General features: G+C 38.4%; 13 protein-coding genes. 8 read left to right on the plus strand and 5 right to left on the minus strand.

Translation table 11 applies throughout. The features are described 5' to 3' along the window. The first annotated feature begins 1,155 nt into the window (after window positions 1-1,155). The 5 genes from FHR28_RS19675 (at window position 1,156) to FHR28_RS19695 (ending at window position 6,640) form a co-directional block, all read left to right on the plus strand. Window positions 1,156-1,689: a fimbrial protein gene (locus FHR28_RS19675; RefSeq protein WP_004722242.1), complete on the plus strand. Its 534-nt coding sequence runs from the start codon at window positions 1,156-1,158 to the stop codon at window positions 1,687-1,689. Between the two features lie 79 nt (window positions 1,690-1,768). Further along, the gene (locus FHR28_RS19680; protein WP_004722241.1) at window positions 1,769-2,497 is read left to right on the plus strand and encodes a molecular chaperone; all 729 of its coding nucleotides are present in this window, start codon (window positions 1,769-1,771) and stop codon (window positions 2,495-2,497) included. A 135-nt stretch (window positions 2,498-2,632) separates the two neighbouring features. After that, window positions 2,633-5,206, plus strand: coding sequence for a fimbria/pilus outer membrane usher protein (locus tag FHR28_RS19685; RefSeq protein WP_166783349.1), 2,574 nt, complete (start codon window positions 2,633-2,635; stop codon window positions 5,204-5,206). After that, window positions 5,203-6,216: a fimbrial protein gene (locus FHR28_RS19690; protein WP_166783350.1), complete on the plus strand. Its 1,014-nt coding sequence runs from the start codon at window positions 5,203-5,205 to the stop codon at window positions 6,214-6,216. Before FHR28_RS19685 ends, FHR28_RS19690 begins: the two co-directional genes overlap by 4 nt. Window positions 6,217-6,331: 115 nt before the next feature. Continuing rightward, window positions 6,332-6,640, plus strand: coding sequence for a hypothetical protein (locus FHR28_RS19695; RefSeq protein ID WP_154130284.1), 309 nt, complete (start codon window positions 6,332-6,334; stop codon window positions 6,638-6,640). A 153-nt stretch (window positions 6,641-6,793) separates the two neighbouring features. Here FHR28_RS19695 and FHR28_RS19700 read toward each other — a convergent pair whose 3' ends face one another. Further along, window positions 6,794-7,714 (minus strand): LysR family transcriptional regulator, encoded by a 921-nt coding sequence (locus FHR28_RS19700; protein ID WP_166783351.1) that lies wholly within the window; start codon window positions 7,712-7,714, stop codon window positions 6,794-6,796. Between the two features lie 102 nt (window positions 7,715-7,816). Here FHR28_RS19700 and FHR28_RS19705 point away from each other — a divergent pair, with 102 nt between their 5' ends. From FHR28_RS19705 to FHR28_RS19715, 3 genes are all read left to right on the plus strand, one after another. Next, entirely contained in the window at window positions 7,817-9,193 is a 1,377-nt protein-coding gene (locus FHR28_RS19705; RefSeq protein ID WP_166783352.1) for an aspartate aminotransferase family protein, read from the plus strand. Between the two features lie 53 nt (window positions 9,194-9,246). Further along, entirely contained in the window at window positions 9,247-10,812 is a 1,566-nt protein-coding gene (locus tag FHR28_RS19710; RefSeq protein WP_166783353.1) for a CoA-acylating methylmalonate-semialdehyde dehydrogenase, read from the plus strand. A 99-nt stretch (window positions 10,813-10,911) separates the two neighbouring features. After that, window positions 10,912-12,303: an amino acid permease gene (locus FHR28_RS19715; RefSeq protein WP_105713052.1), complete on the plus strand. Its 1,392-nt coding sequence runs from the start codon at window positions 10,912-10,914 to the stop codon at window positions 12,301-12,303. 174 nt (window positions 12,304-12,477) lie between these two features. Here FHR28_RS19715 and FHR28_RS19720 read toward each other — a convergent pair whose 3' ends face one another. The 4 genes from FHR28_RS19720 to fimD all read right to left on the minus strand — a co-directional run bounded on the left by FHR28_RS19720 (window position 12,478) and on the right by fimD (window position 18,021). Beyond that, window positions 12,478-13,572, minus strand: a complete 1,095-nt coding sequence (locus tag FHR28_RS19720) for an AraC family transcriptional regulator (protein WP_166783354.1) — start codon at window positions 13,570-13,572, stop codon at window positions 12,478-12,480. 250 nt (window positions 13,573-13,822) lie between these two features. Continuing rightward, window positions 13,823-14,371: a fimbrial protein gene (locus tag FHR28_RS19725; protein WP_166783355.1), complete on the minus strand. Its 549-nt coding sequence runs from the start codon at window positions 14,369-14,371 to the stop codon at window positions 13,823-13,825. A gap of 9 nt (window positions 14,372-14,380) precedes the next feature. Next, window positions 14,381-15,391: a fimbrial adhesin FimH gene (locus FHR28_RS19730; protein WP_004722221.1), complete on the minus strand. Its 1,011-nt coding sequence runs from the start codon at window positions 15,389-15,391 to the stop codon at window positions 14,381-14,383. Between the two features lie 11 nt (window positions 15,392-15,402). Then, on the minus strand, window positions 15,403-18,021 hold the full coding sequence (gene fimD / locus FHR28_RS19735; protein ID WP_166783356.1) for an outer membrane usher protein FimD: 2,619 nt from the start codon (window positions 18,019-18,021) through the stop codon (window positions 15,403-15,405). Between the last annotated feature and the right edge of the window lie 3 nt (window positions 18,022-18,024).

The following is an 18,024-nucleotide window of genomic DNA, read 5'->3' on the forward strand; positions in this document are numbered from 1 at the left end:
GGGTCTATTTAATATCAAATAATTGTTATGACCATGCTAAAAGCAAACTAAACATGTAATATTATGCCAGTTGGTGAAAATTTGGAAAAATTTCAATAAATTATAAAAGAGAGTTCGACTAAAAGAAGCGTGTAGTTGCTTCAGTTTTGGTATGTTTTTCCATTAATAATCAACTAACGATAGAATCAAACTCAAGATAATTAGAAGCCCAAAGTAATGTAAATGCTTTATTTGGTTCACTGCCGCATAGGCAGCTTAGAAAAGATAGTATGACCAAGAAAAATTGGTTTAACTGTTCATTGCCGTATAGGCAGCTTAGAAAACCATAAACAACACCCTCAACTGCTGCGTCATGTTCACTGCCACATAGGCAGCTTAGAAATTTGCCTCAAGACTGCGATTGGAGAAAGACTCGTTCACTGCCACATAGGCAGCTTAGAAATGTAGACGGTTTCTACCACCACAGTCGTGCTAGTCCACTGCCATATAGGCAGCTTAAAATAAGCCAACAATACACACATATTAATATGTTAACTATTTCACATTTTAATTGGAGAAAATATTTATATGATTTTTAACATTAAAAAAATTGAATATTGTAAAGAAAAATAAAATATTCATTCCTTAAACTCATATGTAAATATAATTATTAATTGTCTTGAGAGTATCTTTTGGCATATGTTGGTCAGTGGAAATTCTAAATTTAAGCCAAATATCCGTTAGTAAAATAGTAGCTAAAGCATGGCTACTCCTTGATCTTTGGACTTTGTAATGGGATGGAGGTGAGTTGTGATATCGCCGTTTTCTTGCATAAATTTCCAAAAACACACAGCAAATTTCCTGATCAAATGACATAGAGTGATGGTTTATCTGCACGTGACTAATTCAAAATTTAAGGTGAAATAATGTGAATTTTGTTTTTATGTAAAAAATTTACAAAAAAAAATACTTTAAATAAAACTGAAATATGAATGTAATAAATATTTAATATATTGAAATATATAATAAAAATATTTTTCTCAAAAAATACGAATTTATATACGCTTGTATCTATTCATTATAGAAAGTGTGACTTTGTTTACATTTTTGTCTCAGTGTGCATAATACCCATCGACCAAAACGAATCATTTTTTTTGTCTGTATAGGATACTTGGTATGAAAAATATTTTTTTAGCAACATCAGTTTCAATTTTAGCAATGTCTAGCGCTTTCGCAGCAGATGGTACAATCACAATCAACGGTTTAGTAACTGACAAAACTTGTGATATCGTGACTCCACAAGGTAAAGATTTCACAGTAACGCTTCCAACAGTTTCTAAGCAAACTCTTGCTAAAACTGGTGATATCGCGGGTCGTACGCCATTCACAATCAACTTGGCTAACTGCTCTGAAGGCAAAGTTGCAACTTATTTTGAACCAGGTTCAACAGTTGATTTTGGTACTGGTCGTTTAAACAACACAGATGCAACTGGCGCGAAAAACGTTCAAGTTCAATTGTTAGGTTCAAATAACCAATTCATTCCAGTACTTGCTGCTGGTGCTTCTGGCGCGCAAACTAACTCTCAATGGGTAGATGTTGCGGACAAAGGTGCAGCTGATCTTAATTACTATGCTGAATATTATGCAACTGATGCATCTGCTGCTGGTAAAGTAACAACGTCTGTTCAATATACTATTATCTATCAATAATTTTTTATTGAATGGTACGGAGCTAGGTTGTCTAGCAACCTAGCTCTTTTACTTTATTTTAGATATAGAGATAATCGTTATGTTCTTGAATCATTCCTTTCTTAAAAAAGGTTTACTCGCATTTTTAATTCCGTTTGGTGCAGCGAATGCTGAAATCATCATTCATGGTACTCGTGTCATCTATCCATCTGATGCACGTGAAATTACTTTACAGGTAAGTAATAACGGAAATAATCCTGCATTGGTTCAAGCATGGATTGATGAGGGAGATGCAAAATCTACTCCAGATCAATCTAAAGCGCCTTTTATGATTACACCGCCTATATCGCGTGTGGAAGCAAAAAAAGGGCAGTCTTTACGTATTACCAGTTTGCCGAATGCAAATGAGTTAAGTAAAACTCAAGAAACGCTATTTTGGTTAAATATTCTCGATATCCCACCAAAGCCTTCTGCGAAAGATCAGAATGTTGTACCAGATAACTTTTTACAACTTGCGATTCGATCGCGTATAAAGTTTTTTTATCGCCCAGCTGGACTTAAAGAAGATGTCGCTTTGGCACCTGAAAAATTACAGTGGAGCAATAACGGTACTCAGTTAACCGTAAAAAACCCAACACCATTTCATATTACCTTGACTTCTATAATGCAAGATCAATCAGGCAAACGCGTTGATTTGATTTCACAAGGTTTAATGTTGAAACCATTTTCTGATGGAACGGTGAGTTTAAAAAATTCCAATGTCGCTAAGATGACCTTTACCACAATCAATGATTATGGTGGTCGTGTAGAGCGAAATATTAAATTTTAATAGATTGATCAAGTCTTTAAATTTCTTCAATACAAGAAATTTAAAGCACCTTCGTAATGATGATTTAATCATTTCATTTATCTGAGAGTAAGCGAGTAAAAAAACCTATTCATTTGTTGATAGGCAGACTTCTTTATGCAAAAAAATGAACAAAGCTACAAGTGGATCAAGCGACATATCAGTTACTATGTGGCTTGTGGGGTTATTACGCTCAGCATTCCTGCTTTAGTTAATGCATCTGAAACTGACTTAAAAGAGGTTGAAAAGTCTCCGACTGCTGCAGAAGCAGAATTTGATTCGGCTTTTTTAATTGGCGATGCCAAAAAGATAGATGTAAATCGCTTTAAATATGGCAATCCTGTGTTACCAGGTGACTATAATGTGGATATTTATGTCAATGGTAACTGGTTTGGTAAACATCGTATGGTGTTTAAAGCGACTGAAAATAATCAAAATGCTTTTACCTGCTTTAGCTCAAACCAATTATTAGAATACGGCGTTAAAGCAGAGGTGTTAAAAAAAGGCGAAAGCTTTGCTTTGACAGGTTGTCAGAAAATCGAACAGTGGGTTGAAGATTCTTTTTATGAATTTGATACTTCGCGCTTACGTGTCGATATTTCGATTCCGCAAGTTGCGATGCAAAAAAATGCGCAAGGCTATGTCGACCCAAGTGTTTGGGATCGAGGGATCAATGCTGCATTTCTTTCTTATAATGCTAGTGCATATAAAACATTTAATAAAATCCAAGGTGGGGAAGAAACCACAAATGCGTTTACTTCGGTAACCGCTGGTGCAAATTTGGCAGGTTGGCAATTGCGCCATAATGGTCAATGGCAATGGCAAGACCGCACCACTACAGATAATCAATCTAAATCGAGTTATGATGCGATTAGCACCTATGTACAACGCGCGTTCCCGCAATACCGTGGCGTGTTGACTTTAGGTGAAAGCTTTACCGATGGTGAAATCTTTGATTCATTTGGTTATCGTGGTTTTGATTTTTCCAGTGATGACCGCATGTTACCCAACAGTATGATTGGTTATGCACCTCGTATTCGCGGTAATGCAAAAACCAATGCCAAGGTTGAAGTACGTCAGCAAGGTCAATTGATTTATCAAACAACCGTTGCACCGGGGAGTTTTGAAATCAATGACCTTTATCCGACAGGATTTGGTGGTGAACTCGAAGTTTCTATTTTAGAAGCCAATGGTGAGATTCAACGCTATTCAATTCCTTACGCCTCTGTTGTACAAATGCTACGTCCAGGAATGAGCCGTTATTCTGTGTCAATGGGTCAATTCCGCGATAAAGATATAGATCTAGATCCTTTTATTGTACAAGGGAAGTATCAACGCGGTATTAATAACTCGATCACGGCTTATGGTGGTGTGCAGTTCTCAGAAGACTATTCAGCAGTGACATTGGGCAGTGCTTTTGCAACACCGATTGGTGCAATTGCTCTCGATGTGACGCATTCACAAGCAGATTTTGAACGTCGTAAAAGTGAAAGTGGGCAAAGTTTCCGAATTAGCTATAGTAAATTAATTACCCCAACAGATACCAATTTGACTTTGGCTGCATATCGCTATTCTACAGAAAACTTTTACAAGTTACGTGATGCGATATTGGTACAAGACCTCGACAATAAAGGTATTAGTTCAGCTCATGTAGGTAAACAGCGCAGTGAATTTCAGATCACCCTGAATCAGGGTTTACCACGTGATTTTGGCAACATTTATGCAACAGGTTCGTGGGTAGATTACTGGAATCGTCAGGAAACAACCCGTCAATATCAAGTCGGTTATAGCAACAGCTATCGTGGTTTGACTTATGGTTTGTCGGCAATTAAACGTATTGTTGAAAACAATGCTACAAGTATCAGCAATAGTGATACTGAGTATATGCTGACCATGTCTTTACCACTTTCATTTAAGAAAAGCTCAGCAAACCTTAACTCGATTATGACGCAAGATAATGCGACTGTCGGCGTGAGCGGTGTGGTTGGTGATCGTTTTAACTATGGTACATCTGTATCGACGCGCTATGGTGATAATCCGAGTGCCAATTTAAATGCTCAGTATCGCACCAACTACGCGACTGTTGGTGGATCATTCAGTGCGGCTGACGGTTATCAGCAAGCAATGTTGACTGCACGTGGTAATATTGTTGCTCATCCTGAAGGTGTCTTGTTTGGACCAGATCAGGGGCAAACCATGGTGTTGGTGTATGCACCTGAAGCTGCTGGTGCTAAAGTGAATAATGCGACAGGTTTAAGTATTAATAAATCTGGTTATGCGGTGATTCCATATGTAACACCATATCGTTTAAATGACATTACCCTTGACCCTCAAGGCATGTCGACAGATGTAGAGTTAGATGGTACAAGTCAGCGTATCGCACCCTATGCAGGTTCAATTTCACAAGTGAGTTTTGCAACGAAAATTGGTAAAGCAATTTATATTCGTAGTAAAAAACAAAATGGTGAAACTTTACCTTTTGCGGCAGAAGTATTTGATACAAAAGGTGAAAATATTGGAATGGTTGCGCAAGGTAGTATGGTTTATTTAAGAACCAATACTACAGCAGACTCGGTTACAGTGAAATGGGGCGAAAATGCCAACGAACAATGCCGAATTCAATATGATGTTTCTGCACAAGCAGCAGACAAAAAGCAAAATATGATTATGGCGGAAGGTGTATGTCAATGAACGTTAAAGTTTTAAATCGTATTCTCTTGCTCCTTGCTGGGACTGTGAGTTCGGGCGCATACGCAGCTTGTGTACCTACGGGTTGGAACTTTTCTACCGTAGATGTCAGTATGGCTGTTGGTCGTGTTGTGGTGAGACCAAGCGACCCTGTCGGAAAGGTTTTACGTAAAGCTTCTTTTCCAATTAAACCTAATGGTTCAACCTATGATTGTGGTTGGGGGGGCACACTTGGAGCAGTTTTAACTCAAAACTACTCAATTAGTCCTATCGGTAATTCAGTTTATAACACCAATATTGATGGAATTGGTATTCGTTTATACCGTGAAGCACCAACAGCTCCTGGTTTTGCCGATTATTATCCTTATACACGAAGTGCGAGTGGCAGACGTGTTCTGGCAGAAGGTTTTTTTATTGTTGAAATTGTTAAAACGGCTACATTAACAGGATCTGGTGCATTGGTTCCAGGCACATATAGTAGTTACCGTTCTGGTGAGCGTCAAAATCCACCATGGTTAACCAGTACGGTATATGGTAATGCGATTACCATTGCTTCTTCTTCATGTGAAATATTGGGAAATATTAATAAAACGGTGACACTGCCAACTGTAAATAAGGTTGATTTTAAAGGCGTGGGTTCAACGCAAGGTGAGCAGGCCTTTGATCTCAATATTTTGTGTAATGGTGGTAAAAGCCCTGGTGGTTATGAAGAAAGTAATAAAATCAGCCTAAGCTTTGATTATGATGCTGTGAGTAGTAGCACTCAAAATGTACTTGCGAATACGAATACCGCAGGAAGCAGTGCATCAGGTGTTGGCGTACAATTGCTTTCACAATATAAAAATTCGAATAAAGTGATTGCTAAAAATGACAAGCTAGAATTAGGCACGTTAAAGTCAAATGATAATATTCAATACAATGTGCCAATGACTGCGCGTTACTATCAGACTGCAACCAAAGTGATGCCCGGAAAAGTACGAGCTATGGCAACCGTCACAATTGAATATGATTAATTGACGTAAATCATATTTTTTAAAATTATTTTTTTATTTATTGCTTGGAAAATCTTGTATTAATAATAAGGTTATGTAATTAATTAACTACACCATTTCTTTAGAGGGGAATGAGATGGAGTTAAATAAAAAACTATCCTTTTTATTAATAACATTTACAACGATATCGAGTTTAAGTTTAGCCACTTATGCAGAGGAGATTCATTTTCAAGGGCAGATTGTAGAATTTACATGTGAAAAGGATTCTAATAATTCTAATTGCAAAGCGATTGATAATACGATTGATGTGTTGAGAAAAACCACCACAATAGATAGCTTTAATTTCAATAGCTTAGTTGATAAAAAAGCCAATAGTATGGCCCATTTAAAAATTCAAGATTTGGAAAGTGATCAGCATAAAATATTGGTGGTAGATTATTATTAAGTCAATTAAGTTATGCAATATATTGTTGATATAGCATAAATTAAATAATATTCTGCGTGGTAAGTTAAAATATAATCTGATTATTTTAGTCGGATTATATTTTAATTCGTATTAAAAATAATCAAATTTTAAACTGTTTTAAATTTTTGTATATTATTTTATCGGTTGAACGGTTTTTTTTAATATATCCATAAAGGTTTTTAAGATAATATTGTAATTTTTCCCTTTATGTGTAATTAGACATATCGGCGTACTATAATGCATCATCTCTTGTAAAATCGGTTGCATCAAACCATCTTGGACCCATTTTTTCGCATAATGATCGGGTAAAAACCCCATAAATTTTCCTGAAAGAATCAGAAATGCGATACCTTCTCTGTCACTTGCAGTCGCTGAACAGTTCAATCGTTGATGCAACTTCATTGCATCGGGGGTAATGGCATAATTCGGAAGAACCGTATTGCATTGTTTTAAGTCATCTAAACTTATTTCACCTAAATGCTGAAAGAGTGGGTGGTTTTGCCCACAATAGAGTGAAGATTCTTCGTTATATAAATGAAAATAATCTAGACCTGATAATGGGCTCACCAAAGGAATCGCGCCAGCGTGTAATCGATTGTCCAAAACACGACACTCAATATCTGACAGTGTGCTCATACTAATATTAATAACCACCTCAGTATTTTCTTCCGCAAGCTGTGCCAATGTATTGGTAATATAAGCACTGGGCATCGTGACTAAGTTATTAATAATCCCAATATTAAATTCACCTTTGAGCTGATTATGCATTTGATTGATTTTGGCACGAAAGTCCTCAATCGATGCAGTCAGTACCTCAATATATTCTAAAACTTCCCGACCTTCATCGGTGATGGAAAAGCCTGCTCGACCACGTTGACAGAGCCGAATCCCTAAGCGATTTTCCAGATCACTCATATGCAAACTAATCGCAGAACGACTAATCCCTAGGATACTTTCGGCAGCAGTGAAGCTGTGACAATCACAAACTGTTTTAAATATTTTAAGTAATTTTATATCAAAATCAGTAACTTGATTTAATTTTTTAGGTTTCATTTAGTTTTGCTTTTTTATATCTAAACTCAAGATATTTTGAATTTATCAAAACTATTGTGCTTTGTACACTCAAGAGATAACCACAAAACAAGAAGAGTACTTATGTTTGATATCGATACATCAAATGACCGCGATGACGCATTGGAAGCCAGTCAGTCAAATGAGCAGATGAATTTAAATTATCAAGCCCATTGGATGCCATTTTCTGCAAATCGTAATTTTCATAAAGATCCACGCATGATCGTGGGTGCAAAAGGATCGTATTTAATTGACAGTACTGGACGTGAGATTTATGACTCATTGTCAGGGCTATGGACGTGTGGTGCAGGGCATACACGACCTGAAATCCAACAGGCTGTGAGTAAGCAATTGGCAAAACTGGACTATTCACCTGCATTCCAATTTGGACATCCTTTATCTTTTCAATTGGCTGAAAAAATTGTTCAGCGGATGCCGGAAAAACTGCAACATGTATTTTTTACCGACTCTGGTTCAGAGTCTGTGGATACTGCGATCAAGATGGCACGTGCATATTGGCGTATTCAAGGCAAACCAAGCAAAACCAAATTGATTGGACGAGCGCGTGGCTATCACGGTGTAAACGTCGCAGGGACCAGTCTAGGCGGCATTGGTGGAAATCGTAAAATGTTTGGTCAATTGATGGATGTGGATCATTTGCCTCATACCTTACAGGCGCATTTAAGTTTTAGCAAAGGCTGTGCAGAGACGGGTGGGGTTGAGCTGGCAGATGAAATGCTCAAGCTGATTGAATTACATGATGCTTCTAATATTGCAGCAGTGATTGTAGAGCCTATTTCAGGTTCAGCAGGCTGTATCGTGCCACCAGTTGGTTATTTACAACGCTTGAGAGAAATTTGTGACCAACACGATATTTTACTGATTTTTGATGAGGTGATTACTGGCTTTGGGCGTATCGGTAAATGGACTGCGGCAGAATATTTTGGGGTTACACCAGACCTTTTGACCTTTGCTAAACAGATTAGCAATGGCGCAATTCCGTTAGGTGGGGTGGTGGCAAGCCGTGAAATTTACAATGCATTTATGCAGCAAGATCTACCTGAACATGCCATTGAATTCACCCATGGCTATACCTATTCGGCCCATCCTGTTGCCTGTGCCGCTGCTCTAGCAACGCTGAATGTACTTGAACAAGAAAATTTAATTTCTCAATCTGCTGACTTAGCACCAAGTTTTGAAAAGCTTGTCCATGAATTAAAAGGTTCACCTCATATTGTCGACATTCGTAACTGCGGATTGATTGGTGCGTTGCAATTGGCACCGCGTGATGGTGATGCCACGATTCGAGGTTTTGAAATTGGAATGAAACTGTGGAAAGCAGGTTTCTATGTGCGTTTTGGCGGTGATACCCTTCAGTTTGGCCCAATGTTTAACACCACAGAAGCACAATTAACCCGTTTGATGAATGCTGTAGGCGAGGCACTTTATCAAGTGAAATAAATAAGATGAGTCACTAAGCAAATAAACACGGAACAAATAGACAAGGAAAGGTAATGAACAATTTAGAAAATTTTAGTGGTGGCGAGTTGTCTAATACTGAGACAGCTGAAGCAGTACAAGCGATCACGCTGGTTGGGCATTTTATTCAAGGGGGACTTGTAACCAAGACCTCAAGAACACTAGCTGTATACCATCCAGCAACAGGCAAGATCAGCAAAGAAGTTGCGCTTGCCGATACTGCATTGGTCAATCAGGTGGTTCATATTGCACAACAGGCTTTTCCAGCATGGCGTGATACCCCTGTGATTAAACGTGCACGAGTGATGTTTAAGTTTAAACAACTGCTAGAAGACAATGCTGAAAAACTTTGTGAGTTGATTGGACAAGAACATGGAAAAATTTGTCATGATGCACAGGGCGAGTTACAACGCGGAATTGAAAATGTTGAGTATGCATGTGGTGCACCTGAGTTTTTAAAAGGTGAATACTCAAAAAATGTTGGCCCAGATATTGATTCATGGAGCGAATTTCAACCTTTAGGCGTGGTTGCTGGGATTACACCATTTAATTTTCCAGCGATGGTTCCATTGTGGATGTTCCCGATGGCGATTGTTTGCGGGAACTGCTTTATTTTAAAACCCTCTGAAAAAACCCCATCAGCAGCATTATATTTGGCAGAATTACTTCAACAGGCAGGTTTACCCGATGGTGTGTTTAACGTCATCAATGGTGATAAACAAGCAGTGGATGCCTTATTACATCATCCAAATATTCAAGCGATTAGCTTTGTTGGTTCAACCCCGATTGCTGAATATATTTATCGCACAGCAACCTCGGCAGGCAAACGCTGTCAGGCCTTAGGTGGCGCAAAAAATCATGCCATTATTATGCCTGATGCAGATATCGATAATGTGGTGAACTCATTATTAGGTGCAGCTTTTGGTTCATCTGGTGAACGCTGTATGGCTTTGTCTGTTGCAGTGGCAATTGGCGATGAAATTGCTGATCTGGTGATTGAAAAACTTAGCCAAGAAATGCAACAACTCAAGTTTGGTCATTATGCAAATCAACAAAATGACTTTGGACCGCTCATTTCTCAAGCACATAAAGATAAAGTTCAAGCTTTTATCCAAAGTGCTGAACAGCAAGGTGCTAAAATTGTTGTCGATGGTCGTGATGCCAAACCTATCGGCTATGAAACTGGATTTTTTGTTGGCCCGACGCTAATTGATCAGGTTTCATCAGACATGACCAGTTATCAGCAAGAAATTTTTGGTCCTGTTTTACAGGTGATTCGTGTAGAAACCATGCAACAAGCGATGCAGTTAATCAATGATCATGAGTATGGAAATGGTACCTGTATTTATACCCGTGATGGGGAAGCCGCACGCTATTTTACCCATCATATCCAAGTGGGAATGGTCGGTGTAAATGTGCCATTGCCCGTACCTGTTGCATATCATAGTTTTGGTGGCTGGAAGCGTTCGTTATTTGGTGACTTGTATGCTTATGGGCCAGATGGAGTACGTTTTTATACGCGCCGTAAAACCATTACCCAACGTTGGCCAGCTACACACGTTCGTGAAGCCAAGCAGTTTTCAATGCCTACTTTAAATTAATTTTTTGTGTATAGAGGGAAGATCATCGATTTTCTCTCTTTTGAATAAGGATTTAATAATGTAAATCACGATTTTAAAAGTATTTTTAAGGAATAAAATATGAATGGTGTTAAAACAACAAAATTAGGTGAAGGACTTTCCAACCGACATATCACGATGATTAGTATCGGTGGCGTTATTGGTGCAGGTTTATTTGTCGGCTCTTCAGCTGCAATTGCCAAAGCAGGTCCTGCGGCTGTACTGGCTTATATTATTACCAGTATTATCGTTTTTCTGGTGATGCGTATGCTCGGTGAAATGGCCGTTGCACAACCAGATACAGGTTCATTTTCCACTTATGCGCGTAAAGCAATTGGGCCTTGGGCAGGCTTTACTGTGGGCTGGTTGTATTGGTGGTTTTGGGTTTTAGTGATTCCCATCGAAGCAATTGCTGGTGCGGAAATTTTACATGCGTGGTTTCCTCAAGTTTCTAGTGCTATTTATGCTTTTGCTTTTATTATTTTACTCAGTTTAGCCAATTTCTTTAGTACTAAAAGTTTTGGTGAGTTTGAGTTTTGGTTTGCTTTAATTAAAGTGGTTGCGATACTGCTGTTTATTGTGATTGGTGCATCGGCTGTATTTGGGCTTTGGCCTTTGGCTCGTGATGTTAGTGGTGTGGGGCATTTATTTTCAAATGGCGGTTTTATGCCGCATGGCATGGGTGGCGTTCTTTCGGCTATTTTAATTTCAGCATTTTCATTTTTTGGTGTTGAAATTCTGTCGATTGCAGCGGCAGAGTCTAAAAATCCACAAGAGAAAATTAAACGTGCCACCAATTTAGTGCTGTATCGTATTATTTTATTCTTTGTTGTTTCGATTTTTCTAGCAGTGGCTTTAGTCGATTGGCGTTCACCTGATTTACAAAAATTAGGGACATTTCAGTATGTCTTGGTCAGCCTCAATGTGCCGCAAACCAAATTGATTATGGACATGGTGGTGTTTATCGCGGTGGCAAGTTGTATGAATGCGGCTGTATATACTTCTTCACGGATGCTGTTTGCATTGGGTGCACGTCAAGAAGCGCCGAAAGTTGTGACTAAAATTAATGATGCAGGTGTACCAACGATCGCAGTGTTTGCTTCAACCTTTGTTGGACTGATTTGTTGCGCCGTGAATTATATGTTCCCAGGGCAAGTTTTTGGATTTTTACTTTCAACAACGGGTTCAATTGCCTTGGTGGTTTATTTAGTCATTGCTGTGTCACAACTACGCTCAAGAGCTAAACTGGAAAGAATAGGCGCTCAAGTGACCTTTAAAATGTGGTTATTTCCTTGGCTGACGTGGTTTGTCATCGTGGTGATTATGAGTGTATTGGGCTATATGTTTTTATCGCCTCAATATAGTTATGAAACGACTTTGTCCTTAGGGGTAACTTCCATTGTGGTGATTTGTGGTCTGATGGTGACACGCAAGAATAAAACCGCGAAGCGTATGGCCGTCCATTTGGATTAAATCATCATTGAACAGCGCAGAACAAGCAGCAAACTTTGTAGGTTAAGGGTAAAACCAACAATACAAAGTTTGTTTTTTATGTATGGGCTTTTGCTTTCATCATGCCAGTCTATAAAAAGAAAACAATAACTTAAGTTGGATGTTCTAGGTTATTTGAGCGAGATTTGGTTTATTTTAGCTGAGTTGAACATCATGTGTACTGAGCTCAGTTTCAAAGCTTTCATTTACAGTATGCTTTTCATTTACATCTAATTTTTTATTGATATTTTCCTTTCTCCACGTAGAAGGAGAAACGCCGTTCCAAGCTTTAAAAGCACGATTAAATGAGGTTTGGTCCTTATAGGCAAGTAAAAAGGCAACTTTTGTGATGGATAAGTTTTGATTTTGGAGATATTTCTTGGCTAGATTTTGACGAATATTACTGAGGATTTCTTTAAATGAAAGGTCTCTATTTTTTAAATATTTTTGCAGTGCTCTCGCAGAAATATTTAATGATTTGGCAATAGAGTGAATTTGCACATTATTATTTTCAAGTGCTTGTAGCATACTCAGATTAACCAATTCTAAGAAAGAATCCTCCTGAGGCATTTTACTGAGTAATATGTTGGCATGATTCAACAATATTTCTAAAAGAATAGGGTCATAATATTTTAATTTGGTTTCCAATAGCGAATTCGGTATGACAATCCGAGTTTGCTTTGTATTAAATTTAATCGGGCAATTGAACAGTTGTTGGTATTTTTTTGTGTCATTGGGTTTGGGTATGGCAAGTTCTAGACAATGAAAAACACTTGCATCTGAATCGGTCAGTTGTTGTAAGTGGTGAAAAAGGCTAGACACTTGTATTTCTTCAACGATGGTGGTTTCTTCTAGATATAAACCCACTTGTAAATATGCAGGTTTATCCCATGAGATTGAAAAGTGGTTTTCCTCAATAAGCACTTTTTTGGGAATATAATTAAACCAAAGCTTTTCGTATTGAGACAGTATTTCAATATAATCAAATAATGTATCACTCGACTGAGCCATATAAGCCACGATGCCGATATGTTTGGGCTGAACCAAAGCACCGATGTCTAATCCAATACCCACTTGGGGATATTGTTTGTTGATTTGTTTTATTCTTTTGAGCCATTCGCCAAACGGTAGGTGATCATTGAGTAGATATTCAGCATCGCTTGAAACATCTAAGCCTTTTTTTTTACAGAAATCGTCTAATAAAAGTGCCATTCCTTTATTAACACTTTTTATTTTAAAAAAAGTTTTCATGAATTCTCCCAATATTCATTTGATGTTTCTGTGTATTTATTTTTTATTTAAAGTAATCAAAGATTTGTCGTTATGTGTGAGGTCTTCATTTTTCTTTAAAGCAATGTGGGAATTTGAATGATGAAAATAGATAAAGTCCTCCGCTATTTTTTATGCCATTCAAATGAAAAGGATGAGTTCCTAACCCTGTGCTTTAAAAAGTTTGAATACTCAATCGTATTAACCGTTAATAATAAATCGTGATATATGCTCAATCATATTGAATAGAAAACTGAGCATTTGCATTTGCAATCCCTGCGAGGGCTTGTGCTTTGGTCACGATATAATTTGCATAAAAGAGAGCCGAAACATTGCCATTGATGTCTGTGCTAAAAGCTTCGCTTTTCTTGCCTAAAGGCAATCTTTTTTTATCTTGATCTCGGATTTCTATGGCAATATTTTCAGCTTTATTGGCTAAGGCATCGAGCGCTAAAAGTTCAGCATTTTCGTTATTTCGAGGCCCTTCAAAAGTGATGGTCACAGATCCATTCGGCGGACAGTTACTCATCTCAAAATGAATCGGGGTTGGTTTTGATTGACTACCAATATTGGGTAAGTCTTTGCTTGCAACGCTTCCAAGCTGAATATATTTATCTTGTTCAGAACTTAATATGCCACAGGTTGCTGTCGTCACGATTCCTGAAAGCTCAATATTCACCCGACCTAGCTCTACATTGGTATTTTGAGCATGAGAGAGCTGATGAATATTTAAACAACATATTATTGTGGCAGCAGCCATATATCTTGCTCTATTTTTCATTGTTGTCTCCTAATCAAAATCCACTCTGAGATATCCTCTAGACTTAAACGGACCAATTTCTGGTTTATTTCCAGTGATACTGACGGGCCAAGCTTTGATGGTCACATTTGCTGGCTGTTGTTTAAGATTAAATGGAATCACACTATTGATATTATTGGGCAACAACACATTGTCATTTTGATCTGACATCTTAAAGCCAATATCTGGATTATCTGAGATCATCATATCTCCAGTGGCTTTTTCAGCCTCAAGCCGAAGTGTCAGCATTGCTTGAGCATCAATATTGGTACATTGAATCGCTAAGGTATGACTCTGTTTATTGACATTGTTGGGTTTATTGCCAGGACCCGCCTGACTAAAGGCATAGGCTGGGATTTCCCCAAACTTAATTTCTAAAAAGTCACCTGTGCCAATTTTGCAGCTTTGTGGAACCGAAATAGAACCGCTGTAACTGATCTTATAAACAGGGATACTTAATGGATCTGCTGAACCCGTTGTCACATAAACGGTAAACATGGTTTTTTTCGGGATAGGCACAAAATCAATAAAGGGTTTAATCACCTTGAGGCGGAAGGTAAAGTTTGAATCCCAAATACCAAAGGGTTGGCCTTTACTTACATTGGGATCTGTACCCATCTGTACATAATTTGCAGGAGGATAAAAATCCCCCGCAAAGCTATCGGTAATTTTCATGGCACCGACCAGATAGTCGTTGATCGGTAAGTATTTATATCGATCAATCGTTTCTATTACAGAGAGGTCGGAAACATAACTACGCATGGTTCTATTTCGACTAATATTGGAATTATGAGCCGGGCAAGTTCCATAAACTTGCGAAGAAAAATTCTTTTTAAGCTCTACAATTTTACCTACAGCGTTATTCGAGCTGCTGAAACTATTGGATAGATCATAAAAAACGTCATCCACCACACCATTCCCTTTACTGTTCCAACAGACAACTGCAAAGGATTGGGCTGAAGCAAGCAGCAACATACTGGAAATTAAAAGCTTAAATTTCATATGATCTCTCCTTATTGACATTCAAGATCAAATTGAATAACGGGTTTGCTGAGGTCCATGTCTGAAATATCGTAGTTTGCCAAACATTTTCCTTCAGCAGATTCGCCCCAATTCACTTCCAGGGTACCTTTGAGCGGAAGCCCAGTTAAATAAACCCGGCCATCGTCTGCAACGATGCTGGTGGCTGAACTTTCCTTTTCGATCACACTACTTGCATACGGTATAAACTTGCCGTTATGGGATAAGGTGATGAGTGCTCGTACACCTAAACTGGTGTTAAACGTTGCTCTGGCAATTGCCCCTTTGATTGGGACGACATTTTCAACGTTATTGCTGATTTCGAGATTATTACTGAAAGTATTTGAATTGAGTGCAACACGATTGGCACGATACTCAGTGGCATAAGGAACGATGGCATATCCACGCCAATCGGTTTTAACGCCGGTATAGTTTTCGATATTTACACCTTTGGCACCGGGTGCTTTAACCAAAATTGAGGTGCTACCTAAAGGCTGACCAAAGGTAATACCATCACGGTGCGCTAAAATACCGCCAGATGCGTTATAGGTGAATTGATTTGAGTTCTTTTCGTAGCTATAACCTGCACCTACCGTACCGTAACTACCATTGTAATTTAGGCTGACTGAACCAATATCACCTTGCTTACGGACTTGTCCCTGATTGATGCTATAACTTAAATTACGATCTTTCAGTAAGGTGCCACTTAAACCTGCCATATAGGACTCATTACCGTTTGAATTTTGTGTGGTCGAAAAAGTGCTATATGCATTTTGGATTGGATGATTGCGGAAATTCGCTTTCGGCCATAGCTTGTCCAATGGGAAGGACAGATTCATGGCATACATGGTGTCACTTTGATTAATCTCAGAATATTTGTTACGACTGACTGAGAATGAATAATTCAGTGCTTTCCATGAGTTTGCATAACCCGCTTGAACCCATTCATTTTTTTTGTTGGTATCCCAATAGGTTTGCTGATTGCCGGAGACAAATAAAGAACCATAGTTTCCAAGTGAATGCGAGATATTGACTTCAAAGCGACCTTTTTTAGAATTATATAAGTTGTAGTAATCTGTAATGATCGGGGTATTGGCTTGATTTCCGTCTTGAGTTTCGGAAACGTGATAACCACTCATACGATTATAAGCAACATCATTTAAGGTATAGAAACCCTTGGTCGAATATCGATAGCCCAATAACTGGAAGGTTGTTCCAGAACTTAATAATGATTTTGAATATAAAAAGCGCAAAGACTGTCCACTGCTCGAGGATTGATCTGCCAACTCACTGTCCGCATGGGTAAGGTCAAAAGATAAAGCCCCATAATCTCCTAGGTTGGCACCTAGACCCACCAATGCACTCTTATATTTATCTGACAATTGCGTCCCAGCATAAACGGAAATACCATTTTTTAAACCGTGAATTGCAGTTGCCTGTAACAATGATGGATTATCTTGAGAATCCAATCCACTACGGTACTCACCAATCACCAGACTGTATTTTGTGCGTCCTTCACGTTGTAAAACAGGAAGGCTTGAATAGGGCACTTGAAAGCTTTGAATCGAACCGTCATTTTCTTCAATCGTAACCAAAAGGTCACCGCTGATTGAGGTTGGATTTAAATCTTGGATAAGGAATGGTCCGGGTGCGACATTTACCTGATGGATCACAAAACCATTTTGTTTAATCACCACTTTTGCATTGGTTTTTGCAACCCCACGAACAGTAGGCGCATAGCCTTGCTGACTGTCAGGATACATTGCCTCAGAAGTCGACAAATGTGCGCCACGGAAACCAAAGCTGTCAAAAATTTCGCTACTTGTTGAACCGTCACCAATTACCAGCTGGCTTTTTAAAGGAATAATGGTTTTTTGTACATAGGTATTTAAATTATTCCATTGATTTGTGGTTTTACCGTTGTGTGAATTGGCGTTAAAACTGCCTGAATGTCGGAACTGCCATGAGCCAATATTGAGTCCATTATCCAGACGTAAAAATAAACTGTTGGTATCTGTTTTAGAGTTGTCATAACCCGAAATATTATAGTTGGTATAAAAGCCGTTGATCCCTTCATCCCATTGATCGGGTGGAATATAGCCGCGAATTTGGTTGCGTAAAGAAGCTTGCGGCAAACTGATCAATAATTTTTGTTTATCAAATTGAAAGTGGCTGTTTGCACCTTCAATAATTGAAATAAAATCCACACATTGTGGGTTTGAGCTAGACAATTGCTCGTATTGGGCAATATTGACTCCAAATCCCTGCAATGTTTTGCTGTCTAAACACGGAAATAAACCAGTCGTATCTTGAATGCCTGATTTTTCAATAAAATTGATGTCGCGGGTAAACGCATATTGATCGTTGACATACACATCAACCCGGTACACGCCCGGCAATTGATGGGTCGATTTCTCAAATCTGCTCAAATCAGAAATTTGTGAATTGGATAAGTTATCTGTTAAAAATGCAGGGTTAAACACCTGTTCTGCATGACTGGTTCTTGGGACTACGATTGAAATCAGCATAGTCACTGCGATACCCACTGGATATCGCTTGATATTTCTCCTTACGCATACAACACTGTATGGCATTGAAAATAGACTATTCATAAT

This window comes from Acinetobacter sp. BIGb0196 (genome assembly GCF_011759595.1).
GTDB lineage: Bacteria > Pseudomonadota > Gammaproteobacteria > Pseudomonadales > Moraxellaceae > Acinetobacter > Acinetobacter guillouiae.

Excerpts from the sequence above, each read along its gene's own strand:
- FHR28_RS19675 (WP_004722242.1), top strand. The coding sequence starts at position 1,156 with ATGAAAAATATTTTTTTAGCAACATCAGTTTCAATTTTAGCAATGTCT.
- FHR28_RS19680 (WP_004722241.1), top strand. The coding sequence starts at position 1,769 with ATGTTCTTGAATCATTCCTTTCTTAAAAAAGGTTTACTCGCATTTTTA.
- FHR28_RS19685 (WP_166783349.1), top strand. The coding sequence starts at position 2,633 with ATGCAAAAAAATGAACAAAGCTACAAGTGGATCAAGCGACATATCAGT.
- FHR28_RS19690 (WP_166783350.1), top strand. The coding sequence starts at position 5,203 with ATGAACGTTAAAGTTTTAAATCGTATTCTCTTGCTCCTTGCTGGGACT.
- FHR28_RS19695 (WP_154130284.1), top strand. The coding sequence starts at position 6,332 with ATGGAGTTAAATAAAAAACTATCCTTTTTATTAATAACATTTACAACG.
- FHR28_RS19700 (WP_166783351.1), bottom strand. The coding sequence starts at position 7,714 with ATGAAACCTAAAAAATTAAATCAAGTTACTGATTTTGATATAAAATTA.
- FHR28_RS19705 (WP_166783352.1), top strand. The coding sequence starts at position 7,817 with ATGTTTGATATCGATACATCAAATGACCGCGATGACGCATTGGAAGCC.
- FHR28_RS19710 (WP_166783353.1), top strand. The coding sequence starts at position 9,247 with ATGAACAATTTAGAAAATTTTAGTGGTGGCGAGTTGTCTAATACTGAG.
- FHR28_RS19715 (WP_105713052.1), top strand. The coding sequence starts at position 10,912 with ATGAATGGTGTTAAAACAACAAAATTAGGTGAAGGACTTTCCAACCGA.
- FHR28_RS19720 (WP_166783354.1), bottom strand. The coding sequence starts at position 13,572 with ATGAAAACTTTTTTTAAAATAAAAAGTGTTAATAAAGGAATGGCACTT.
- FHR28_RS19725 (WP_166783355.1), bottom strand. The coding sequence starts at position 14,371 with ATGAAAAATAGAGCAAGATATATGGCTGCTGCCACAATAATATGTTGT.
- FHR28_RS19730 (WP_004722221.1), bottom strand. The coding sequence starts at position 15,391 with ATGAAATTTAAGCTTTTAATTTCCAGTATGTTGCTGCTTGCTTCAGCC.
- fimD (WP_166783356.1), bottom strand. The coding sequence starts at position 18,021 with ATGAATAGTCTATTTTCAATGCCATACAGTGTTGTATGCGTAAGGAGA.